Source organism: Variovorax sp. 05T418 (assembly GCF_056396385.1).
In genome coordinates this window covers 57,431-76,831 of record NZ_JBFTLJ010000016.1, presented here as the reverse complement: position 1 = coordinate 76,831, position 19,401 = coordinate 57,431, and the positions used below count along the sequence as shown (strand labels likewise).

The 19,401-nt window shown below is 68.3% G+C and carries 19 protein-coding genes and 1 tRNA gene; 10 read left to right on the top strand and 10 right to left on the bottom strand.

All coding sequences use genetic code 11. The features are described 5' to 3' along the window. Window positions 1–53: 53 nt before the first annotated feature. Genes AC1DMS_RS25995 through AC1DMS_RS25985 form a run of 3 tightly spaced genes read left to right on the top strand, consistent with a single transcriptional unit; the run spans window position 54 to window position 2,126 of the window. Window positions 54–506 (top strand): YybH family protein, encoded by a 453-nt coding sequence (locus AC1DMS_RS25995; RefSeq protein ID WP_015867597.1) that lies wholly within the window; start codon window positions 54–56, stop codon window positions 504–506. A gap of 52 nt (window positions 507–558) precedes the next feature. After that, window positions 559–1,569, top strand: a complete 1,011-nt coding sequence (locus AC1DMS_RS25990) for a YheT family hydrolase (protein WP_038107951.1) — start codon at window positions 559–561, stop codon at window positions 1,567–1,569. Window positions 1,570–1,574: 5 nt separating this feature from the next. Continuing rightward, window positions 1,575–2,126, top strand: a complete 552-nt coding sequence (locus AC1DMS_RS25985; RefSeq protein ID WP_027729890.1) for a DUF2946 family protein — start codon at window positions 1,575–1,577, stop codon at window positions 2,124–2,126. A gap of 68 nt (window positions 2,127–2,194) precedes the next feature. On the opposite strand, the gene AC1DMS_RS25980 is transcribed toward AC1DMS_RS25985, so the two are convergent. From AC1DMS_RS25980 to AC1DMS_RS25965, 4 genes are all read right to left on the bottom strand, one after another. After that, complete coding sequence (locus AC1DMS_RS25980; protein WP_015867594.1) at window positions 2,195–2,803, bottom strand: c-type cytochrome; 609 nt, start codon at window positions 2,801–2,803, stop codon at window positions 2,195–2,197. Window positions 2,804–2,918: 115 nt separating this feature from the next. Continuing rightward, the gene (locus AC1DMS_RS25975; protein WP_015867593.1) at window positions 2,919–4,343 is read right to left on the bottom strand and encodes an efflux transporter outer membrane subunit; all 1,425 of its coding nucleotides are present in this window, start codon (window positions 4,341–4,343) and stop codon (window positions 2,919–2,921) included. Continuing rightward, on the bottom strand, window positions 4,336–7,500 hold the full coding sequence (locus AC1DMS_RS25970) for an efflux RND transporter permease subunit (protein ID WP_015867592.1): 3,165 nt from the start codon (window positions 7,498–7,500) through the stop codon (window positions 4,336–4,338). The genes AC1DMS_RS25975 and AC1DMS_RS25970 overlap by 8 nt, the downstream gene beginning before the upstream one ends. Before the next feature lie 16 nt (window positions 7,501–7,516). After that, a complete protein-coding gene (locus tag AC1DMS_RS25965) occupies window positions 7,517–8,791 on the bottom strand; it encodes an efflux RND transporter periplasmic adaptor subunit (protein ID WP_015867591.1) in 1,275 nt (424 codons plus the stop codon). Between the two features lie 176 nt (window positions 8,792–8,967). Here AC1DMS_RS25965 and AC1DMS_RS25960 point away from each other — a divergent pair, with 176 nt between their 5' ends. From AC1DMS_RS25960 to AC1DMS_RS25950, 3 genes are all read left to right on the top strand, one after another. Next, on the top strand, window positions 8,968–9,648 hold the full coding sequence (locus tag AC1DMS_RS25960) for a TetR family transcriptional regulator (RefSeq protein WP_015867590.1): 681 nt from the start codon (window positions 8,968–8,970) through the stop codon (window positions 9,646–9,648). 43 nt (window positions 9,649–9,691) lie between these two features. Continuing rightward, window positions 9,692–9,766, top strand: a tRNA-Arg gene (locus AC1DMS_RS25955). 235 nt (window positions 9,767–10,001) lie between these two features. Beyond that, window positions 10,002–10,424, top strand: a complete 423-nt coding sequence (locus tag AC1DMS_RS25950; RefSeq protein ID WP_162269814.1) for a hypothetical protein — start codon at window positions 10,002–10,004, stop codon at window positions 10,422–10,424. A gap of 107 nt (window positions 10,425–10,531) precedes the next feature. On the opposite strand, the gene AC1DMS_RS25945 is transcribed toward AC1DMS_RS25950, so the two are convergent. Next, entirely contained in the window at window positions 10,532–10,852 is a 321-nt protein-coding gene (locus AC1DMS_RS25945; RefSeq protein ID WP_026284232.1) for a helix-turn-helix domain-containing protein, read from the bottom strand. 188 nt (window positions 10,853–11,040) lie between these two features. Here AC1DMS_RS25945 and AC1DMS_RS25940 point away from each other — a divergent pair, with 188 nt between their 5' ends. Then, a complete protein-coding gene (locus AC1DMS_RS25940) occupies window positions 11,041–11,613 on the top strand; it encodes a helix-turn-helix domain-containing protein (RefSeq protein WP_018906588.1) in 573 nt (190 codons plus the stop codon). Window positions 11,614–11,835: 222 nt separating this feature from the next. Here the strand turns inward: AC1DMS_RS25940 and AC1DMS_RS25935 are convergent, their stop codons facing one another. Next, window positions 11,836–12,738 (bottom strand): LysR family transcriptional regulator, encoded by a 903-nt coding sequence (locus tag AC1DMS_RS25935; protein WP_015867588.1) that lies wholly within the window; start codon window positions 12,736–12,738, stop codon window positions 11,836–11,838. 104 nt (window positions 12,739–12,842) lie between these two features. Here AC1DMS_RS25935 and AC1DMS_RS25930 point away from each other — a divergent pair, with 104 nt between their 5' ends. Together AC1DMS_RS25930 and AC1DMS_RS25925 are read left to right on the top strand one after the other, a co-directional pair. Next, window positions 12,843–13,475 carry an FMN-dependent NADH-azoreductase gene (locus tag AC1DMS_RS25930; RefSeq protein WP_015867587.1) on the top strand — a complete coding sequence of 211 codons (633 nt, stop codon included), beginning with the start codon at window positions 12,843–12,845 and terminating at the stop codon, window positions 13,473–13,475. Between the two features lie 52 nt (window positions 13,476–13,527). Beyond that, complete coding sequence (locus AC1DMS_RS25925; protein WP_015867586.1) at window positions 13,528–14,259, top strand: glutathione S-transferase; 732 nt, start codon at window positions 13,528–13,530, stop codon at window positions 14,257–14,259. A gap of 30 nt (window positions 14,260–14,289) precedes the next feature. On the opposite strand, the gene AC1DMS_RS25920 is transcribed toward AC1DMS_RS25925, so the two are convergent. The 4 genes from AC1DMS_RS25920 to AC1DMS_RS25905 are packed head-to-tail and all read right to left on the bottom strand — an operon-like array spanning window position 14,290 to window position 18,455. After that, window positions 14,290–15,111 (bottom strand): SDR family NAD(P)-dependent oxidoreductase, encoded by an 822-nt coding sequence (locus AC1DMS_RS25920; RefSeq protein WP_015867585.1) that lies wholly within the window; start codon window positions 15,109–15,111, stop codon window positions 14,290–14,292. Then, window positions 15,108–15,893 (bottom strand): citryl-CoA lyase, encoded by a 786-nt coding sequence (locus AC1DMS_RS25915; protein ID WP_015867584.1) that lies wholly within the window; start codon window positions 15,891–15,893, stop codon window positions 15,108–15,110. Before AC1DMS_RS25915 ends, AC1DMS_RS25920 begins: the two co-directional genes overlap by 4 nt. A 17-nt stretch (window positions 15,894–15,910) precedes the next feature. Further along, window positions 15,911–17,425, bottom strand: coding sequence for a class I adenylate-forming enzyme family protein (locus AC1DMS_RS25910; protein ID WP_015867583.1), 1,515 nt, complete (start codon window positions 17,423–17,425; stop codon window positions 15,911–15,913). Window positions 17,426–17,462: 37 nt separating this feature from the next. Beyond that, window positions 17,463–18,455, bottom strand: a complete 993-nt coding sequence (locus AC1DMS_RS25905) for a tripartite tricarboxylate transporter substrate binding protein (RefSeq protein WP_015867582.1) — start codon at window positions 18,453–18,455, stop codon at window positions 17,463–17,465. A 100-nt stretch (window positions 18,456–18,555) separates the two neighbouring features. Here AC1DMS_RS25905 and AC1DMS_RS25900 point away from each other — a divergent pair, with 100 nt between their 5' ends. After that, entirely contained in the window at window positions 18,556–19,395 is an 840-nt protein-coding gene (locus tag AC1DMS_RS25900; RefSeq protein ID WP_015867581.1) for an IclR family transcriptional regulator domain-containing protein, read from the top strand. The last annotated feature ends 6 nt before the right edge of the window (window positions 19,396–19,401 follow it).

The window sequence follows — 19,401 nt, the reverse complement described above, 5'->3', positions numbered from 1 at the left end:
CAAGGCCAAAGCGGTGCAGCCCCATGTCATCGATCGCGCGGCAAAATCACCCCATGCCCAAGACCCCACTCCGCGCCGCCGCGGCCATCGGCGGCACTGCCGACGACGTCGAAGCCGCCTTCTACGAAGCGCTGCAGCGCGGCGACATCGATGCCCTGATGGCGTGCTGGGCCGACGAGGACGAGGTGTTCTGCGTGCATCCCGGCGGCCCGCGGCTGGTAGGCGCCACCGCCATCCGCGCCGCCTTCGAGCAGATGTTCGGCAACGGCGCCATCCACGCGACGCCAGCGCGCGTGCGCAAGATCGAGTCATTGGCAAGCGCCGTGCACAACGTGCTCGAGCGCATCGAGGTACTCACCTCCGAAGGCCCCAAGCACGCCTTCGTGCTGGCCACCAACGTCTATCACAAGACCGTCGAAGGGTGGCGCCTGGTGGCGCACCACGCGAGCCCCGGCAGCGCGCGCGAGCCCAGCGACGTGAACGAGCTGCCCCAGACCCTGCACTGAAGCGATGACCGCCGCCGCGCCGAATTCTTCTTCCTCTTCCCTGCACGCGGCCATGGGCTACATGGCGCCGCGCTGGCTGCCCGGCGGCAACCTGCAGACCATCTGGCCGGCGCTCTATGCGCGCCGCTTCGAGGGCTCTGCGCCGGCCTACCGCCGCGAGCGCTGGACCACGCCCGACGGCGACTTCATCGATGTCGACTTCATCGATGCGGCCTTGCCCGGCCCGCAGCCGCTGCTTGTGCTGTTCCACGGGCTGGAGGGGTCGTCGCGCAGCCACTACGCCGAAGCCTTCGCGGCCTTTGCCGCCGCGCAGGGCATGGCCTTTGCCGTGCCGCATTTCCGCGGGTGCAGCGGCGAGCTCAACCTGGCGCCGCGCGCCTACCACTCGGGCGACTACGAAGAGATCGGCTGGATCCTGCAGCGCATGCGCGAGCAGCATGCGCAGCGCGGCGGCGGCCCGGTGCTGGCCGCGGGCGTCTCGCTCGGCGGCAATGCGCTGCTGCGCTGGGCCTGCGAGGCCGGCGACACGGCCCGCGCCTCGGTGAATGCGGTGGCTTCGGTGTCCGCGCCGCTCGACCTGGCGGCCGGCGGCGCGGCCATTGGCCGCGGCTTCAACCGGCTGGTCTACACGCGCATGTTCCTTGCCACCATGAAGCCCAAGGCACTGGCCAAGCTGGCGCAGTTTCCGGGCCTGTTCGACCGCGAGCGGCTGCTTGCGGCGCGCGACCTCTATGCCTTCGACGACGTGTTCACCGCGCCGCTGCACGGCTTTCGCAACACCGACGACTACTGGGCCCGCGGCTCGTCCAAGCCGCACCTGAGGGCGATCCGCGTGCCCACGCTGGTGGTGAATGCGCGGAACGACCCGTTCATTCCGGCGCAGAGCCTGCCCGGCCCCGGCGAGGTCGGCCCGCATGTCACGCTGTGGCAGCCCGCGCACGGCGGCCACGTGGGCTTTCCGCTCGGGCCGCCGCCGGGCCATGTGCAGGGCATGCCCGAGCGCGTGGGCGGCTGGCTGGCCGGGTTTGCACCCTCCACGGCGGCGCAGGCGCGCGCAAAATAACGCCCATGGACGACATCGTCAAACAGGCGCTTGCCAAGTGGCCCAACGTGCCGCACTGCTACGGCTGGCTCGGCCTGGACGCGCGCGGCAACTGGTACATGCGCGACGACCGCACCCAGGCCGAAGGCGCCTTCCCCGCGGCCAAGGGCTCGATGCTGCGGCACGAGAAGCTGATCGACTTCATCCAGCGCAACTACGACCACGATGAAGAAGGCCAGTGGTTCTTCCAGAACGGCCCGCAGCGCGTGTATGTCGAACTGGAGGCCGCGCCCTTCGTCTGGCGCATTGCCGATGGCGCGGGCTTTGCCGTCACGGCCCACACCGGGCAGGCGGCGGGCGCCATCTCGGCCTGCCTGCTCGACGAGCACGGGCGCCTTTTCCTGGCGGCGCCCCTCGGGGTCGGGCTGGTCCATACGCAGGACGTGGGCCTAGCCGCCGACGCGGTGGAGCAGGGCCTGTGGACCCCCGAGCCGGTGCATGCGGCCGACCTGCCGCAGCGCTTCGGCCATGTGCTGAGCCCCTCGGCGCGCCGGCTCGTCTTGCTATCAAATGAGTAGCTGCAGCTGGCAGCGGACATGAAAAAGCCGGCGCGAAGCCGGCTTTCTCTTTGGGGGCCTGGGCCCGGTTACTTGCTGGCAGCCGCCGCGGGCGCCGAAGCCGCGCCATCGGCAGGCGCCGCCGCCGCCGCGGGGCGGTCGGGCACCGCGAACTTGGCGCCGCCGGCATTGGCCATGTAGACCACGGCACGGCCGATTTCGAGGTCTTCGAAGTCGCCGCCGCCCTGGGGCGGCATCGCGCCCTTGCCATGCAGCGCATGATCGAGCAGCGTTTCGTAGCCCTGGCCGATGCGCGGGCCCCAGGCTGCGGCGTCGCCGTAGTGCGGAGCGCCGGGAATGCCGGGCGCGCCGTGGCAGGCTGCGCACTGCGCCTTGAAGACGGCCTCGCCGGCTGCCAGCGGACGGTTGGCATCGCGGATCTCGATGGCGCCGACCTTCTTGAGCCGTTCGGCCACTTCGCGGTCGCGCGCATCCTGCGACACGCCGTACAGCGACATGTTGTCGCCCTCGGCCGTGCCCGCGGGCTTGTTGCCCGAAACCACATAGGCCACAAGGCCCACGATGATCAGGATGGGTGCTACGAAGGAGAAAAATACCGCCAGCAGCAGTTGCTTCGGGTTCTTGATCGGGCCGGTGTGGGCGTCTTCTGTGGCCTGGTAGTGCGGGTCTGCGCTCATTGGCGTCCTCAATAACGGGGGCTCGTCGGGGGGCTTTTTCGAATCAACCGGCGATTATAGAGAGGCCCTCCGCCCAAAGGACGCAAGGCCGCTCACCGTCCGTCGCGCGAAAGCCTCAGCCCTTGCTGCCGGGCGTGGCCCAGCCGCCGCCCAATGTCTTGTAGAGCGTGACCTGGTTCTGCAGCTGCAAGAGGCGCGTGGTGACCGCCGACTGCTGCGCCGTGTACAGCGAGCGCTGCGCATCGAGCAGGTCCAGCGCGCTGGCAATGCCGTTGCGGTAGCGCATGTCCGAGAGCCTGAAGCGCACCGCCTCGGCATCGGCCTGCGCGCGCTGCGCACGCACCTGCTCGCCCAGCGTGGCGCGCCCGGCCAGCGCGTCGGCCACTTCGCGGAACGCGGTCTGGATCGACTTCTCGTACTGCGCCACGGCAATCTCGCGCCCGGCCTTGGCCGAATCGAGCGTGGCCCGGTTGCGGCCCGCATCGAAGATCGGCAGCGTGACCGAGGGCGCGAACGACCAGGCCCTGGAGCCGCGGTCGAACAGGCCCGAGAACTCGCTGCTCGCGGTGCCCAGCGTGGTGGTCAGCGACACGCGCGGGAAGAAGTTGGCGCGCGCCGCGCCGATGTTGGCGTTGGCCGCAATCAGCTGCTGCTCGGCGGCGCGGATGTCGGGCCGCTCGGCCAGCAGGTCGGAGGGCAGGCCCGCCGGCACGTCGGGCATCGGCTTGACGCTGTCCAGCCCCTTGATGCCGCCCGCGGTGGCATCGGCCGGAACCGGCGCGCCCAGCAGCAGGGCGAGCGCGTTCTCGTCCTGCATGCGCGTGCGCTGCTGCTGCGCGTACGAGGCGCGCGCGGTCTCGGCCAGCGAGTTCGCGGCCTGGAAGTCGAGCTCGGACGACACGCCGTTGTCGAAGCGCATCTTGGTCAGCCGCACCGACTCTTCGCGCGTCACCAAGGTCTGGCGCGTGAGCTCGAGCAGCTCGTCGTCGGCAATCAGCGTGAGCCAGCCGGTGGCCACCGCCGCGATCAGGCTCACCTGCGCGGCCTTGCGCGATTCCTCGGTGGCCAGGTACTGCGCCAGCGCCTGGTCCTTCAGCGCGCGGATGCGGCCGAAGAAGTCGATCTCCCAGGCGGTCACGCCCAGGTTCACGCTGTACTGCGACGACACGCTGCCCGCGCTGCTGTCGAACGCCTGGTAGGGGTTGGGGCTCGAGCGCGAGCCGCTGCCCGTGAGGCCCAGCGCCGGGAACAGCGCCGCGCGCTCGATCTGGAACTGCGCGCGCGCCTGCTCGATGTTGAGCACCGACACGCGCAGGTCGCGGTTGTTTTCCAGCGCGGTGCGGATCAGCCCGTTCAGCCGCGAATCGGTGAAGAACTCTTCCCAGGGCACCGCGGCCGCAGCCTGGCCGGCCGGCTGCGCCGGGTCGCCCGGGAAGGTGGTGGGCACCGGCGCCGCCGGGCGTTCGTAGGTCGGAATCAGCGAGCAGCCGGCCAGCAGCATTGCCGCGGCCAAGGCTGTGGGAATCAGTTTCTTAGTCATGTGCTTTTTCTTCCGTGATGCCGGCTGCTTCCGCGTGCCGCTTGTCGGCTTCATGCTGGCGCGCACTGCCCTTGAACAGGCTGCGCACCACCACGAAGAACACCGGCACGAAGATCACGGCCAGCGCCGTACCCGTCACCATGCCGCCGAGCACGCCCGTGCCAATGGCGCGCTGGCTGGCCGAGCCGGCCCCCGAGGCAAGCACCAGCGGCACCACGCCCAGGCCGAAGGCCAGCGAGGTCATGATGATCGGGCGGAACCGCAGGTGGGCCGCGGCCAATGCCGATTCGACGATGCCCTTGCCCTGCGCCTGCAGGTCCTTCGCAAACTCGATGATCAGGATCGCGTTCTTCGCCGACAGGCCGATGATGGTGATCAGCCCCACCTGGAAGTACACGTCGTTCGAGTAGGCGCGCAGCATGGTCGCCAGCAGCACCCCCAGCACGCCCAGCGGCACCACCAGGATCACCGACAGCGGAATCGACCAGCTCTCGTACAGCGCGGCCAGGCACAGGAACACCGCCAGAATCGCAAAGCCGTACAGCACGATCGCCTGCGAGCCCGCGAGCTTTTCTTCGCGCGACTGGCCCGTCCATTCAAAGCCAAAGCCCTGCGGCAGCTGCCCGGCGAGCTTTTCCATCTCGGCCATCGCGGCGCCCGTGCTGTAGCCCTGCGCGGCGTCGCCGCTGATGCGGATCGCCGGGTAGCCGTTGTAGCGCACCGTCTGCGTCGCGCCCTTGACCCACTTGGTGGTCGCAAACGCCGACAGCGGCACCGGCTGGCCCTTGGTGTTGCTGGCGTTCAGGCGCAGCAGGTCGTCAGGCTGCATGCGCGCCGGCGCATCGGCCTGCACCACCACGCGCTGCAGGCGGCCGCGGTTCGGAAAGTCGTTGATGTAGCTCGAACCCAGGCCCGTCGACAGCGTGGCGTTGATCGCATCGAAGGTCACGCCCAGGGCATTCGCCTTGTCGCGGTCGATGTCGATCTGCAGCTGCGGCGCGTCTTCCAGGCCGTCGGGGCGCACCTGCGACAGGATCTTGCTCTGCCCGGCCATGCCCAGCAGCTGGTTGCGCGCATTGATCAGCGCCTCGTGGCCCGCGCCCGAGCGGTCCTGCAGCCGGAAGCTGAAGCCGCTCGCATTGCCCAGTTCAGGAATGGGCGGCGGGCTCAGCGGGTAGATGAACGCATCGCGAATGCCCGAGAGCGCACCAAAGGCACGGCCCGCCAGCGCGCTGGCCGAATGGGCCGGGTCCTTGCGTTCCTCCCAGTCCTTCAGCGTCACGAAGGCAAGGCCCGCGTTCTGCCCCTGGCCCGAGAAGCTGAAGCCCATCACGCCCACGATGCTCTGCACTTCGGGCTGCTTCAGGATGAAGCCCTCGACCTGCTGCATGACCGACAGCGCACGCTCCTGCGTGGCACCCGGGGGCAGCTGCACGTTCACGATGATGTTGCCCTGGTCTTCCGCCGGCAGGAACGAGCTCGGCAGCCGCAGGTAGGTGAACACCACCGCGCCGATGATCGCCACGTAGATGACCAGGTAGCGCGCGGCGCGCCGCAAAATGCGCGCGACCACGCTTTCATAGCCCTTGGCCGTGCGCGTGAAGCCGCGGTTGAACCAGCCGAAGAAGCCGGTCTTCTCGTGGTGGTGGCCCGCTTCCACCGGCTTGAGCAGCGTGGCGCACAAGGCCGGCGTGAGCGACAGCGCCATGAAGGCCGAGAAGGCGATCGAGGTCACCATCACCGCCGAGAACTGGCGGTAGATGTTGCCCGTGGAGCCCGCAAAGAACGCCAGCGGCACAAACACCGAGATCAGCACCACCGTCACGCCGATGATGGCGCCCGAGATCTGCTTCATGGCCTTGCGCGTGGCTTCGAGCGGCGACAGCCCCTCCTCGCTCATGATGCGCTCGACGTTCTCCACCACCACGATGGCGTCGTCCACCACGATGCCGATCACCAGCACCATGCCGAACATGGTCAGCACGTTGATCGAGAAGCCCATGGCCAGCAGCATGGCAAAGGTGCCCAGCAATGCAATTGGCACCACGATGGTCGGGATGATCGTGTAGCGCCAGTTCTGCAGGAACAGGAACATCACGATGAACACCAGCGCAATGGCTTCCAGCAGCGTCTTGACCACTTCGGTGATGGAAATCTGCACGAAGCGCGAGCTGTCGTACGGAATGTTCCACTTCACGCCCTGCGGGAAGAAGCGCTCCAGCTCCGCCATCTTGGCGCGGATCGCCTTGGCCGACTGCAGCGCGTTGCCGTTGGGCGTGGGCTGCACGCCAATGCCCACCGCGGGCACGCCGTTCAGGCGCGCCGAGGTGGCATACGACTGGCCGCCCAGCTCCACCCGCGCCACGTCCTTCAGCCGCACGGTCGAGCCGTCGGTGTTGGCGCGCAGCACGATGTCCTTGAACTGGTCGACGTTGGCCAGCTGGCCGTTCACCACCACCGTGGCCGCAATGGCCTGGCCGGGGATGTTGGGCAGGTCGCCGATGGTGCCCGAGGACACCTGCGCGTTCTGCGCGCGGATCGCGTTGTTCACGTCCGTGGCCGACAGGTTGTAGCCCTGCAGCTTGTTCGGATCGATCCAGATGCGCATCGCGTTCTCGGAGCCGAACAGCTGGGCCTGGCCCACGCCGACCACGCGCTGCAGTTCGGGCACCACGTTGCGCGCGGCATAGTCGCCGAGCGCCACCGGGTCGAAGTTCGGGTTGTCCGAGGACAGCATCACGAACATCAGGAAGTTGTTGCGCGACTTGTCCACGCGCACACCCTGCTGCGTGACCGCGGCCGGCAGGCGCGGCGTGGCGCGGGAGAGCCGGTTCTGCACGTCCACCTGCGCGAGGTCGGGGTTGGTGCCCGCCTCGAAGCTGATGGTGATGGTGCCCGTGCCGTCGGCCTGGGCCACCGATTCCATGTAGATCAGGCCTGGCGAGCCGTTCATCTCGCGCTCGATCACGGACAGCACGCTGTCCTCCAGCGTCTGGGCCGAGGCGCCCGGGTAGGCAACGTTGATCACGATGGCCGGCGGAGCCACCGGCGGGTACTGCGAGATCGGCAGCTGGGTAATGGCGACACTGCCGCCCACCAGGATGAACAGCGCGATCACCCAGGCGAAGATCGGTCGGTCGATAAAGAATTTGGCCATGCGGGCGCGCTCCTGATTACTTCTTCTCGGCCGGTGCGGCCGCGGGGGCGGCACCAGGAGCGGGTGCCGCGGGCGCCGGAGCCGCACTCGGGTCCGGCTTCTTCCATGGCACCGCCTTCACCGGCGTGCCGGGCGGCATCATCTGCAGCTTCTGGAAGCCGTCGACCATCACCTGCTCGCCCGCCTTCAGGCCATCGAGCACCACCCACTGGTTGTCCTTGGCGGCGCTGATCTTCACCGTGCGCTGGCTGATCTTGCCGTCGGCGCTCACCACCGACACCGTGTCGCCCTGCTGCGTGCGCGTGACCGCCTGCTGGGGAATCGTGATCGCGTTGGTGGCCTGCGCCTGCTCCAGCCGCACGCGCACGTACAGGCCGGGCAGCAGCTCGCCCTTCGGGTTGGGCACCTCGGCGCGCAGCGTGACCTGGCCGGTGGTCGAATCCACCGTCAGGTCGGAGAACAGCAGCTTGCCGGGCAGGGCGTAGTCGGTGCCGTCTTCCAGCACCACGTTCACGCTGGCGGCTTCTTCGCCGCTCGCGCGCTTGTACTGGCCGGCGGCCAGTGCGCGGCGCAGCTTCAGCACGTCGGACGCCGACTGCGTGAAGTTCACGTACATCGGGTTAATCTGCTGCACCACGGCCAGTTCGGTCGCGTCGCCCTGGCCCACCAGCGCGCCTTCGGTCACCAGCGCGCGGCCGATGCGGCCGGCAATGGGCGAAGTCACGTCGGCATAGCCCAGGTTGATCTTGGCCGTCTGCACTGCGGCGCGGCCCGCGGCCACGTCGGCCTCGGCCGTCTTTTGCGAAGCCACGGCCGTCGCGTATTCCTGCTTGCTCACCGCGTTGGCCTCGACCAGCGGCTTGTAGCGGTCGGCCAGTGCCTTGGCCTGCACCGCGTTGGCTTCGGCACGGGCCAGCGTGGCCTGCGCGTTTTGCGCGGCGGCCACCAGCGGTGCCGGGTCGATGCGGAACAGCAGCTGGCCGGCCTTCACGTCGCTGCCTTCGCGGAACTCGCGCTTCAGCAGGATGCCCGAGGCGCGGGCGCGAACCTGCGCCACGCGCGAGGCTTCGAGCCGGCCCGGCAGTTCGGTCACCAGGCCCACGTCGGTGGGCGCGGCAACCACCACGCCCACCTCAGGGGCAGGGCGGGCACCGCCGCCGCCGGCACCGCCACCCGGGCCGGCCGGCGCATCGCCCTTGGAACAGGCCGCGAGCGCCAACACCACAGCAGCGGCCACGATCGCGAGGCGCGGCGAGAACGACGATTGACGCGAAACATGCAGGAGAGGCATGCGAATCCTTTGAAGCAAAGACGGGAGATGGCGCGTTCGCGAAGCGAACAGAAAGCCAGCATAAACAGCCGGGCCATCGGGGAAGCCCGCTAGTTTACATACATTCATGGATGTATAGTGACAGTGTCGAATGGCCCTACGCCTGGGAAAGGGCTTGGCTTTACAAATTGGGAGACTTGGTGGCACGTCGTACGAAGGAAGAGGCACTGGCCACGCGGAATCGCTTGCTCGATGCCGCGGAGCTGCTGTTTCAGGCGCAAGGCGTCTCGCAGACCTCGCTGCAGCAGATTGCGCAGCAGGCCGGGGCCACGCGCGGCGCCATCTATTGGCACTTCAAGGACAAGGCCGCCCTCTTCAACGCCATGATGGAACGCGTCATCCTCCCGCTGGAGGCCGGCCCCCGCGCTGCCGCCGCAGCCGCGGGCCCCGACGACGACCCGTTGGCCGAGATAGAAGAGGGCATGGTGCACGCCCTCACCCTCATGACCACCGACCCCCAGGTGCGCCGCGTGTTCGACGTGGCCACCCACAAGGTCGAATACACCCACGACATGGCCTCGGTGCAGCAGCGCCACCTGGACGCCCGCAACGCCTGCGTGGGCGATTTCGAAAAAGCCCTGCGCCTGGCCGCGCGGCGGGACCGCATCAAGCTGCCCGTGCCCGGCCCCGCCGCCGCCCAGGGCCTGCACGCGCTGATCAGCGGGCTCATCCAGAACTGGCTGCTCGACCCCACCGCCTTCGACCTGGTGCCCACCGGCCGCCGCACCTTCCGCGTCTACCTGGCCGGCCTGGGCTTTGTGCGGAACTCCCCGGCGGGCATCGGAAACGAAGCAGGTGAAGAAGAAATCGCCGCCTGATGGGCGATAATGCGAGGCTCCGGTTCTGCCGGAGCCCAGATTCCTCGCTGTATTTCAACGGATAGAATTCGGCCCTCCGAAGGCTGAGATCCAGGTTCGATTCCTGGCGGCGGGACCAGATATGAAGCCGGACACTTTCAAAAGGTGTCCGGCTTTTTTGTTTTCTCGTCTGGGGAATTCTTGTCCACAAGCAAGAGAGCCTGATCGTCCTCCAAGCCAAGCCAAGCCAAGCCAAGCCAAGCCGCGCCGCGCCGATACGGCTCCTATCTGGGAGAGATCAGTCCGGCACCTGAGGATCTCATCAATCGCAGGCGGCGGTTTCGAACGAAAAGTGGCTGACCGACATCGCCGAGTTGCAGATCCCGTCCGGCAAGGCGTACCTGTCGCCGATCATCGACTGCTTCGAAGGCCCGGTCTTCAGCTGGTCTATCGGAGCGCATCCAGATGCTCGTTGGTTGATACGATCCTGGATGCAGCCATCGAGACGGCAGCCGACCGCGACACCCGGCCATCGTCACTCAGATCGCGGCGCCTACTTTCTCTTGCCGGGTTGGCCGCCGTGTATCGGAGAAGCGAAGCTCATCCGCTTAAGGTCCCGCAAGGCGTGCTCGCCCGACAACTCCGCATGTGAAGGATCTGTCGGACGGCTGAAACATCCGTTGGTACAACGAGAAGCGGATCAAGATATCCCTTGGCTCTCGCACCCCCATCAAGTACCGACCCAGTCTCGAAACTGCGACATAAAACCAGTCCAAGTTTTCATCCGCACCCCCTAGATTCAGAGCTTGGCCGCATTCAACACCCGACCCCTTGCGTCATGGCGTATCCGCCCTATCGCTATTCAGCCGATGTTATCGGGCGCCGCAATCCTCATCTACGAAGACTATTTGATATGACTTGCGAATTCGAGCAGCGACTTCCTCTGTTGGGTGTTTAGCTGACCGAACCACAGGATGAGCTTGGCGAGCTCGTCATCCGCTGCGTAAAAGTAGGGGGCTGGGACGCCAAGCTCGTCTGCCAGCCGATGCGCAAAAGAAATGCTTGGCTCGTGGATTCCGCTCTCGTAGCGCGAAATGCGTGCGCTGGCAGTACCTTCATCCAGTCCCGCCTTAACGCCAAGCTTGTCTTGTGGCAAACCTGCCGCCAATCTCGCAAGCCTCAAGCGTGCACCGAAGACTGAGCGAGGAGATGGCGTGAGAGGCACTCTACGATAGTCGTAAGTTCGCCTTTTCGAGTCTCTACGTTTTTCGTAGAATATGAACTTGCGAACTCCGCTTCAAGGCAAGTCTCTACATGCCCAATCGAGCAATTGCATCCCCGTTACCTACCGCCCGGCCTTTGCGGCTGCCAGCTTCGGTAACACGTGCCCGGTCACGGCAGCCAACGCCCGTCGTGCGCAGTCTGTCCGCGGCGCGTATCGGCGCGCAGGTGAGGGCGCTGCGCATGGCGGCCGAGGTGTCTGGCGGCGAACTGGCCAAGACCTCGGGGATTTCTGCCTCGATGCTTTCTCGGATCGAGCGCGGGCTGGTCTCGCCTTCGGTGGAGACCCTGGAGCGCCTCGCGCAGGGCCTGCATGTGCCGACCTCACGCTTCTTCAGTGATCAGGCACGGCGCACTGACTTTTGCCATGTGCGTGCAGGACATGGTGTCTTGGTCGATCGCATCGGCGCCGTGGCGGACTACCGCTACGAGCTGCTGGGCCACCTGCTGTCGGGCAACCTGTTCGTCGAGCCCTACCTGGTCACATTGCTGCCCGGCGCCGATCCCTATGTGACCTTCCAGCATCCAGGCCTCAAGTTCCTGTACTTCCTGTCCGGGGAGGTCAGCTACCGCTACGGCGGCAAGTCGGTGGCGGTAGGGGCGGGGGACTCGCTGCTGTTCGATGCGACCGCACTGCACGGGATTGAGACGATCCAAGTGCAGCCGGTGTCCTACTTGTCGGTGGTGTTCACGCTGCGCGAGTGAAAGGGGAGAGCGGCGCCAATATTCTCGGAAGAGATACCTGGCGAGTTCTCGCCCCTGGGGTGCTGCCAGAACTCTGCGGCCGTGTGTGGCGGTGCGATTGTGCTCGGGCAGACCGCAGTTTGGTCGGTTGATTGCTCGCCCACGCGCCACGCGTGAAAGATGCGTTGTCGCTTCAAGCCCAACACGGCGACGATCGGTAGCTTGACCGCAATTTGATTCGACTCACGCCGTGCGCACCCGCGACTCGAACGCACCGGCATGCGCCCCGCGCCACCGAAAACAAGCCTCGCGAACGTCGTCGGCCAGCGCTGACAGAGCTTCGGAAGGAGTGCCACTTTTCCAGTGCTGAATCACAAACCGCGCCGCCGGCAGCACCGGCAAAAAGCTTCCCGGCGGAATGGAGCGCAGGCCAGACGGCATGCCCGAAGGCGTCAGCACGGTGATGGCCAAACCGGCGGCTGCAGCCGCCACCAATGCGCCAGAACTCTGCGCAGTAAGGACGATCTGCCAGTGGGTCGTGCCATGCCCGGCCAGCGAGGCGAGCGCGGCTTCGCGGAACGGGCAGGGCTCCGACAGGAACGCGAGCGGCACGGGCGCCTCGGGGTCGAGCAGCGCCTTTGCCGAAAAGGCCCAGACCAGCGGCTCCATCCAGAGCGTTTCGGTGTCGCTGCCGGCGTCGCAGACCGTGCCGACCATCAGGTCGAGCGAGTGCTGCCGCACCTGTTTGGCCAGCATCGTGCTGATGCCGCAGCTGATTTCCACATGCACGTCGGGCCTGCGCTCGCGAAAGCCCGCGAGCGCGCCGAACAGCCATTCGCTGGGAAAGCCCTCCGAGCATCCGAGGCGCAGCGTGGCCGGCGCATGGCGCGGCGCCGCAAGCCGCGAGACCGCCTGCTGCTGCAGCTTGAGGATGCTCCTCGCATAGCTCAGCAGCACGCTGCCCTGGGCCGTGAGCTGCAGCGAGCGGGTGGTGCGATCGAAGACGCGGCAGCCCAGCTGCTCTTCGAGCCGCCGGATCTGCGCACTCACGGCCGATTGCGTCAGGTGCATGGCGTCGGCCGCGCGCGTCACGCTGCCGTGGTCGGCCACCGAGACGAAGGCGCGCAGCTGTTGGGAGTCGAGCATGGGTTTCAGTGAAATTCGTTCTGAATGGATGCAAATTATGTTGCTTGTGTGCAGGGTCCGTGCTGCCTAGCCTCGGCGTTCCGAACCACTCACCCCTGCACGCCATGAAAGAACTGCTCTACATCGAGACCTCGCCCAGGAAGACGCGCTCCGCCAGCATCGAGGTGGCCGGCGCCTTCATCAATGAAGTGACGCGCATCCACCCGGCCTGCCATGTCACCACGCTGAACCCCTGGACCATGCAGCTGCCGGAGCTGTCGCAGGACATGCTCGATGCCAAGTACGCCGGCATCAACGGCGTGCCGCTGAGCGACGCCCAGCAAGTGGCCTGGGACGAGGTCCGGCGCATTGCCGTGCCTTTCCACGCCGCGGACCACATCGTGCTGGCGATGCCGCTGTGGAACTTTGGCATTCCCTACAAGCTGAAGCACCTGATCGACGTGGTGTCGCACAAGGACGTGCTGTTCCGCTTCGACGCCTCGGGCCTGTCGGGCATGCTGCAGACCCGGCGCGCGACGGTGGTGTGCGCAAGGGGCCTGGACTACCCCCTGGGCAAGGACGGCTCCGCGCATGCGCTCGACTTCCAGCTGCCCTACATCGAGACCTGGCTGCGCTTCATCGGCGTGCGCGAGGTGCGCTCCGTGGTGGTCGAGAAAACGCTGATGGGGCCGGAGGTCGATGCCGGCGCCAGGGCCGAGGCCAGGCGCCGCGCGGTGGAGCTTGCCGAGGGGCTCTGAGGGCAAGGGCGCGGCGGTTGCAGGGGCATGCGGAGCCTGACACCATGGCTCCATGACCACCTATCAACTCCACTACTGGCCCACCATCCAGGGCCGCGGGGAATTCGTGCGGCTCGCGCTCGAGGCGGCCGGTGCGGACTATGTCGACGTGGCGCGGCTGCCCGAATCGAAGGGCGGCGGCGGGTCCGCACTGGGCGACCGGCTCGACGACCCCGACATCGTCCGCCCTTCGTTCGCGCCGCCGTTCCTGATCGACGGCGACATCGTCGTGGGGCAGACCGCGGCCATCCTGCTGTACCTGGGGCCGCGGCTGGGCCTTTCGGGCGTCGGCGAATCCGACGGCCTCTGGACGCACCAGCTGCAGCTCACCATTGCCGACGTGGTGGCCGAGGCGCACGACACGCACCACCCGATCTCCACCGGCGCCTACTACGAAGACCAGCGCGATGCGGCGGTGCAGCGCGCGCGGGCCTTCCGCGAAGAGCGGATACCCAAGTACCTGAACTGGTTCGAGCGCGTGCTGCAGCGCAACCCCGCGGGGCCGTCGCACCTCGTGGGCGATGTGCTGACCTATGCCGACCTGTCGCTGTTCCAGCTGGTGGACGGCCTGCGCTACGCCTTCCCGAAAGCCGCGGCCCGGGCGCTGGCCGCCACGCCGGCGGTCGAGAAGCTGCACGACAACGTCCGGCGCCGCCAGCGCGTGCACGACTACCTGCAAAGCCCGCGCCGCATCGCGTTCAACGAGGACGGGATCTTCAGGCGGTATGCGGAGCTGGATGGCTGAGGCCTGCGCATCGGCAGGCATGCCATGGGGCTACACGAACTTGCCGGTGATGCCGCCATCCACCAGCAGCTCGGTGCCGGTCACATAGGCGGCCGCATCCGACGCCAGGAACGCGCAGGCATGGGCCACGTCCCAGGCCGTGCCCATGCGGCCCACGGGCACCTGCCGCGCGCGGGCTGCCTTGGCCTCTTCCAGGCTGGTGTCCGAGAACATCTTCGCCACCGTGGTGGCGATGCGCGGCGTGTCGATCAGCCCTGGCACGACGGTGTTGGCACGCACGCCCTGGGCTGCATATTGCTGCGCCACCATGCGCGTGAACTGCGTGACCGCGGCCTTGGTCACGCCGTAGGCCAGGTGCGGATAGCCCAGGTAGCGCATGCCCGCGATCGACGAGATGGCGACGATGGCGCCGCGCCCGCGCTCGACCATGCCGGGCAGCACCTGCCGGGTGGCCAGGAGCAGGCTGCGCACGTTCACTGCGTGGATGCGGTCGAAGTCCTCGGCGCTGGTTTCCATGGGCCCGCCGGTCTTGCCGATGCCCACGTTGTGGTGCAGCACGTCGACCGTGCCGAAGCGCTCGCGTGCTTCGCCAAAGAGCCGAACCACGTCGGCTTCGTCCGCCGCATCGCCGACGAAGGTCTCGGCCGTGCCGCCTTCGGCTCGGATCAGCGCGGTGGTTTCCTCGGCGGAGGCGGCGTCGCGGTCCGCCACGCACACGTGCGCGCCGAGCCGGGCGTAGGTGACGCTCGACGCCCGACCGATGCTCCAGCCCGGTCCCGCCGAGCCCGCGCCCAGCACGAAGACGACCCGACCCGACAGGTCCAGTGGCAGCGCAGGAGGAGTGAAGCTCATGCGTCATCCTTCCCGCTCGCGCCGACGAACGGAATCGCGTGCTCGACGGTGTCCCAGATGAAGCGGCCCGACGGACTCTGCTGCTCCTCCACGATGTGCGCCACCAGCCCGGCGGCGCGCGAGATCACGGCAAAGCCGCGCATCACGCCGGTGGGCACGCCGATCTCGCCCAGCAGCGCGGCCACCGCGCCGGTCGCGTTGATGGTGATGGGGCGTCCGGCCACGGCGTCCACCGCGGCGGACAGGCGCTCCAGCGCCCGCACCTTGTGGCCGGCCAGCTCGGGCTCGGCGCGCGCCATGTCGAGCAGCTTGTAGGCGCGCGGGTCCACCGGCTTGTGCAGGTGGTGGCCGAAGCCGGGCACCGGGCTCTTGAGGCCTTTGTAGTGGCGCGCGATGGCCATCGCCTCGGCATCCGGGTCGGCGGCGGCGCCGATGCGGTCGAGCAGGCCGGCGCAGTTCTCCATGGTCCCGACGAACGAGCTGCCCACGGCCAGCAGCCCGGCCGAGACGGCACCCTGCAGGTTCTCGGGCGCGCTCATGTAGATCAGGCGCGTGGCGATGGCGCTGGGCGTGAGGCCGTGCTCCATCAGCACCACCAGCACCGCATCGGTGATGCGCAGGTCCACGCCGCGCGGCGTGCGGTTGAGGATCTGCATCAGCATCACCTCGGTGAAGGTCTTCTTGCCGAGCAGGTCTTCGACCAGGTCGGCGTCGCGGTAGTGCAGGCTCGTGAGCGTGTGGGTGCACAGGCGGGTGACGGGAGTGGCGGAGGAGGAAGTCATCGCGTGGTTTCTTTCGTTCAGGATGTGGCGGCGGCCGCCATGGCGAGTTCGCGCACGGCGCTCTTGAGCACCTTGCCCACGGGCGAGCGCGGCAGGGCCTCGTGGAAATGGATGTGCTTGGGCGTCTGCACCGGGCCCAGGCGTTCGCGCACGAAGGCAATCAGCTCGGCTTCGGTGGCGTGGCGGCCGGGGCGCAGCTGCACGGCGGCCTGCACCGCCTCGCCCCACTTGTCGTCGGGAATGCCGAACACGGCGCATTCGTGCACGGCGGGGTGCTGGCCCAGCGCGTTCTCCACGTCCACCGGGTACACGTTGAAGCCGCCCGTGATGACCATGTCCTTCAGCCGGTCCTTTAGGTAGAGGTAGCCGCGCTCGTCGACGAGGCCGCGGTCGCCGGTGTGCAGCCAGCCGTCCACCAGCGTCTCGGCGGTCTTGTCGGGCAGGCGCCAGTAGCCGGCCATCAGCAGGTCGCCGCGCGCCACCACTTCGCCGACCTCGCCCGCGGGCAGCAGCCGGCCGTCCGGCGCCATGATGGCCACATCGCTGAACCACGCGGTGCGGCCCACGGCGGCCCAGTTGCGTTCGTCCTCGAAGTCTTCGGGGTGCATCACCGTGAGGATCTGGGGCGCCTCGGTCTGGCCGTAGGTGGTGCCCAGCACCGGGCCGAAGAATTCCCGCACCTCGCGGATCTTTTCCGAAGGCATCGGCGCGCCGCCGTAGATCAGCCGGCGCAGGTGCGGAAAGTCGGCGCGCGACACGCCCGGCAGCGCCATCAGCATGTACACCAGCGTGGGCGGCATGAAGCATGTCGTGCCGCCGCGTTCGCGGAAGGCCGTGCGCACGGCCTCGGCGCCGGCCGCGGGCAGCACCACGTGGCAGCCGCCCTGCGCCAGGATGGGCAGCACGTAGGTCGAGGTACCGTGCGTGATTGGCGCCGCCACCACATAGCGCTCGTGCTCGTCGAAGCCCCAGGCGTGGATCTGGTTGGCGATGTTGGCGAGCCATGCGCGGTAGGGCTGCATCACGCCCTTGGGCGCGCCGGTGGTGCCGCCGGTGAATTTGATCGCCTGCGTGGCGTCCAGCGGCAGCGCGAAGGAAGGGCGCGGCGCGCCTGCATGCCGGGTCACCAGCGCCGCGATGGTGGCTTCGTGCTGCGGCGCCGTGCCGGTGTGGATGCGCGCGCCGGGCGCACCGTCGAGCAGCGCGGCGCAGGCCGCGTCGAGCACGAGGATCGAAGGTTCGGTGGCATCGACGATGCGGCGGATCTCGGGCCGCGTGCTCTGCGGATTCAGCGGCACCCAAACCTTGCCGCAGGCCAGCACCGCGAGCAGCGCGGCAATGTGCTCCGCGCTGTTCTTCGCGCAGATGGCGACGCGGCTTTGCGGCGCGGGGTCGAGCGCGACCAGCGCGGCCGCCAGCGCCGCCACCTGGGCAGCAAGTTCCTGGTAGCGGATGGCGCCCTCGGGGGCGTCGATGGCAATGTTGTCGGGCCAGCGCACCGCGGCGCGCCAGAAGAAGTCGATCGGAAACATGGGTGGGTGTGCTCCTTGCAGGCTCTGGTGGTCGCTGTCAGTCGGCCTTGGCGCCGGATGCCTTCACGACGTCGCGCCAGCGCTTGATCTCGGCCGCGGCAAAGCTGCGCATCTGCTCGGGCGTGCCGGGTTCGGGGGTGGCGGCCAGCTCCTGCAGGCGCTGGCGCACATCGGGCGCGGCCAGCACCTTGCCGAGCGCAGTATTCAGGCGGTCGATCACGGCGCGCGGTGTGCCCGCGGGGGCCGCCAAGCCGAACCACGACTGCACGTCGAAGCCCGGATAGCCCGACTCGGCCAGCGTGGGCACGTCGGGCAGCAGCGGCGAACGCCGGGCGCTGGTGATGGCAATGGCGCGCAGGCGCCCGCCCTGCACGTGCGGCAGGGCCGACGGCGTGTTGTCGAACATCGACTGCACCTGGCCGCCCAGCAGGTCGGTGATGGCGGGCGCGCTGCCGCGGTAGGGCACGTGCAGCATGTTGAGCCCGGCCTGCATCTTGAACATCTCGCCCGACAGGTGGATGGACGAGCCGCTGCCGGACGACGCGAAGGTGATGCCCTCTTTCGACTCCTTGGCAAAGCGCACGTATTCGGCCACGTTCTTCACGGGCAACGACGGGTTCACCACGAGGATGTTGGGAATCTTGGCGATCAGGCCGACGGGCTCGAAGTCCTTGACCGGGTCGTAGCCGAGCTTGCCGTAGAGTGAGGCATTGATGGTGTTCGCGATGGTGTAGACGTAGAGCGTGTAGCCGTCGGCGGGCGCGCGGGCCACGTACTCGGCGCCCACGTTGCTGTTGGCGCCCGTTCGGTTGTCCACCAGCAGGGGCTGGCCGAGCTGCTCGCCCAGCTTGATGGCGACGAGGCGCGCGATCACGTCGGTGGCGCCGCCGGCGGCATAGCCGACCACGAGCTTCACGGGCTTGGACGGCCAGGGGGTGGCGGGCTGCGCCTGCAGGGGCAGCGCGGCGCTGCAGGCGAGGGCGGCGGCGAATGCCAGCCAATGCCGGCGGGGTGCGGAATACGAGCTCACTTCTTGTCTCCAGTTGGGTATGCAATGCCTGTCGCGGGCTGCGTCCTGCCGTGCTGCGGCACACTGCGCGATGGCTCCGTCGACCGAGAAATTCTTTCGCATGCCTTCGCGAACCGTGAATAAGAACGTCCGCCAGGCGGACGTTTCGGCCCGCGCCGCGGCCGCGCGCATCTCCAGCGCAGAGCCCGGCGACGACCCCGGCAGCCGCACGCTGCGGCGCGGCCTGCAGTTGCTGGACGCGGTGCTGGCCAGCGGCCGCGAAGGCCTGCGCGTGGTCGACCTGTGCCGCGCAGCGGGGCTGGAGCGCGCCACGGTGCACCGCCTGCTGGCCACGCTGGTGGAGAGCGGCTATGCCGCGCAGCGCGGGCGCTTTCGCTATGTGGCGGGGCCGCGGCTCGCGGCCATGGCGCAACCGGCCGGCATGCCCAACATGGCGGTGCGCCTGCGTCCGGTGCTGGAGCGCGTGAGTGCGGCCTGCGGCGATGCGGCTTTCGCGATCGTGCGCGAAGGCCCGGCGTCGCATTGCATCGCGCGCCATGTGGGCACGCACCCGGTGCAGATCCTGGTGATCCAGGTGGGCACGCGCCAGCCGCTGGGTGTGGGCGCGGCGGGCCTGGCGCTGCTGTCGGCGCTGCCCGACGACGAGGTCCATGCCGCTGTCGCCGCCAATGCGCGTGTGCTGGGCCGCTACGGCGGCATGACGCCGGAGCGCATGGCGCTGCTGGTGCGCGCGACGCGCGAGCGCGGCTGGTCGGTCATCGGCAACCATGCCACCGACGGCGTGCTGGCCGTGGGCATGGCGGTGCGCAGCAGCGAAGGCGAGCCTGTGGCCGCGATCAGCGTGGCGTCGACCCTGGACCGCATGCCGCGCGAGCGCCAGCAGCTGATCGCGCGCTGGATGCGCGAGGCACTGGCCGCGCTGCTGCCGGGCGGGCTTTGAGGCTGG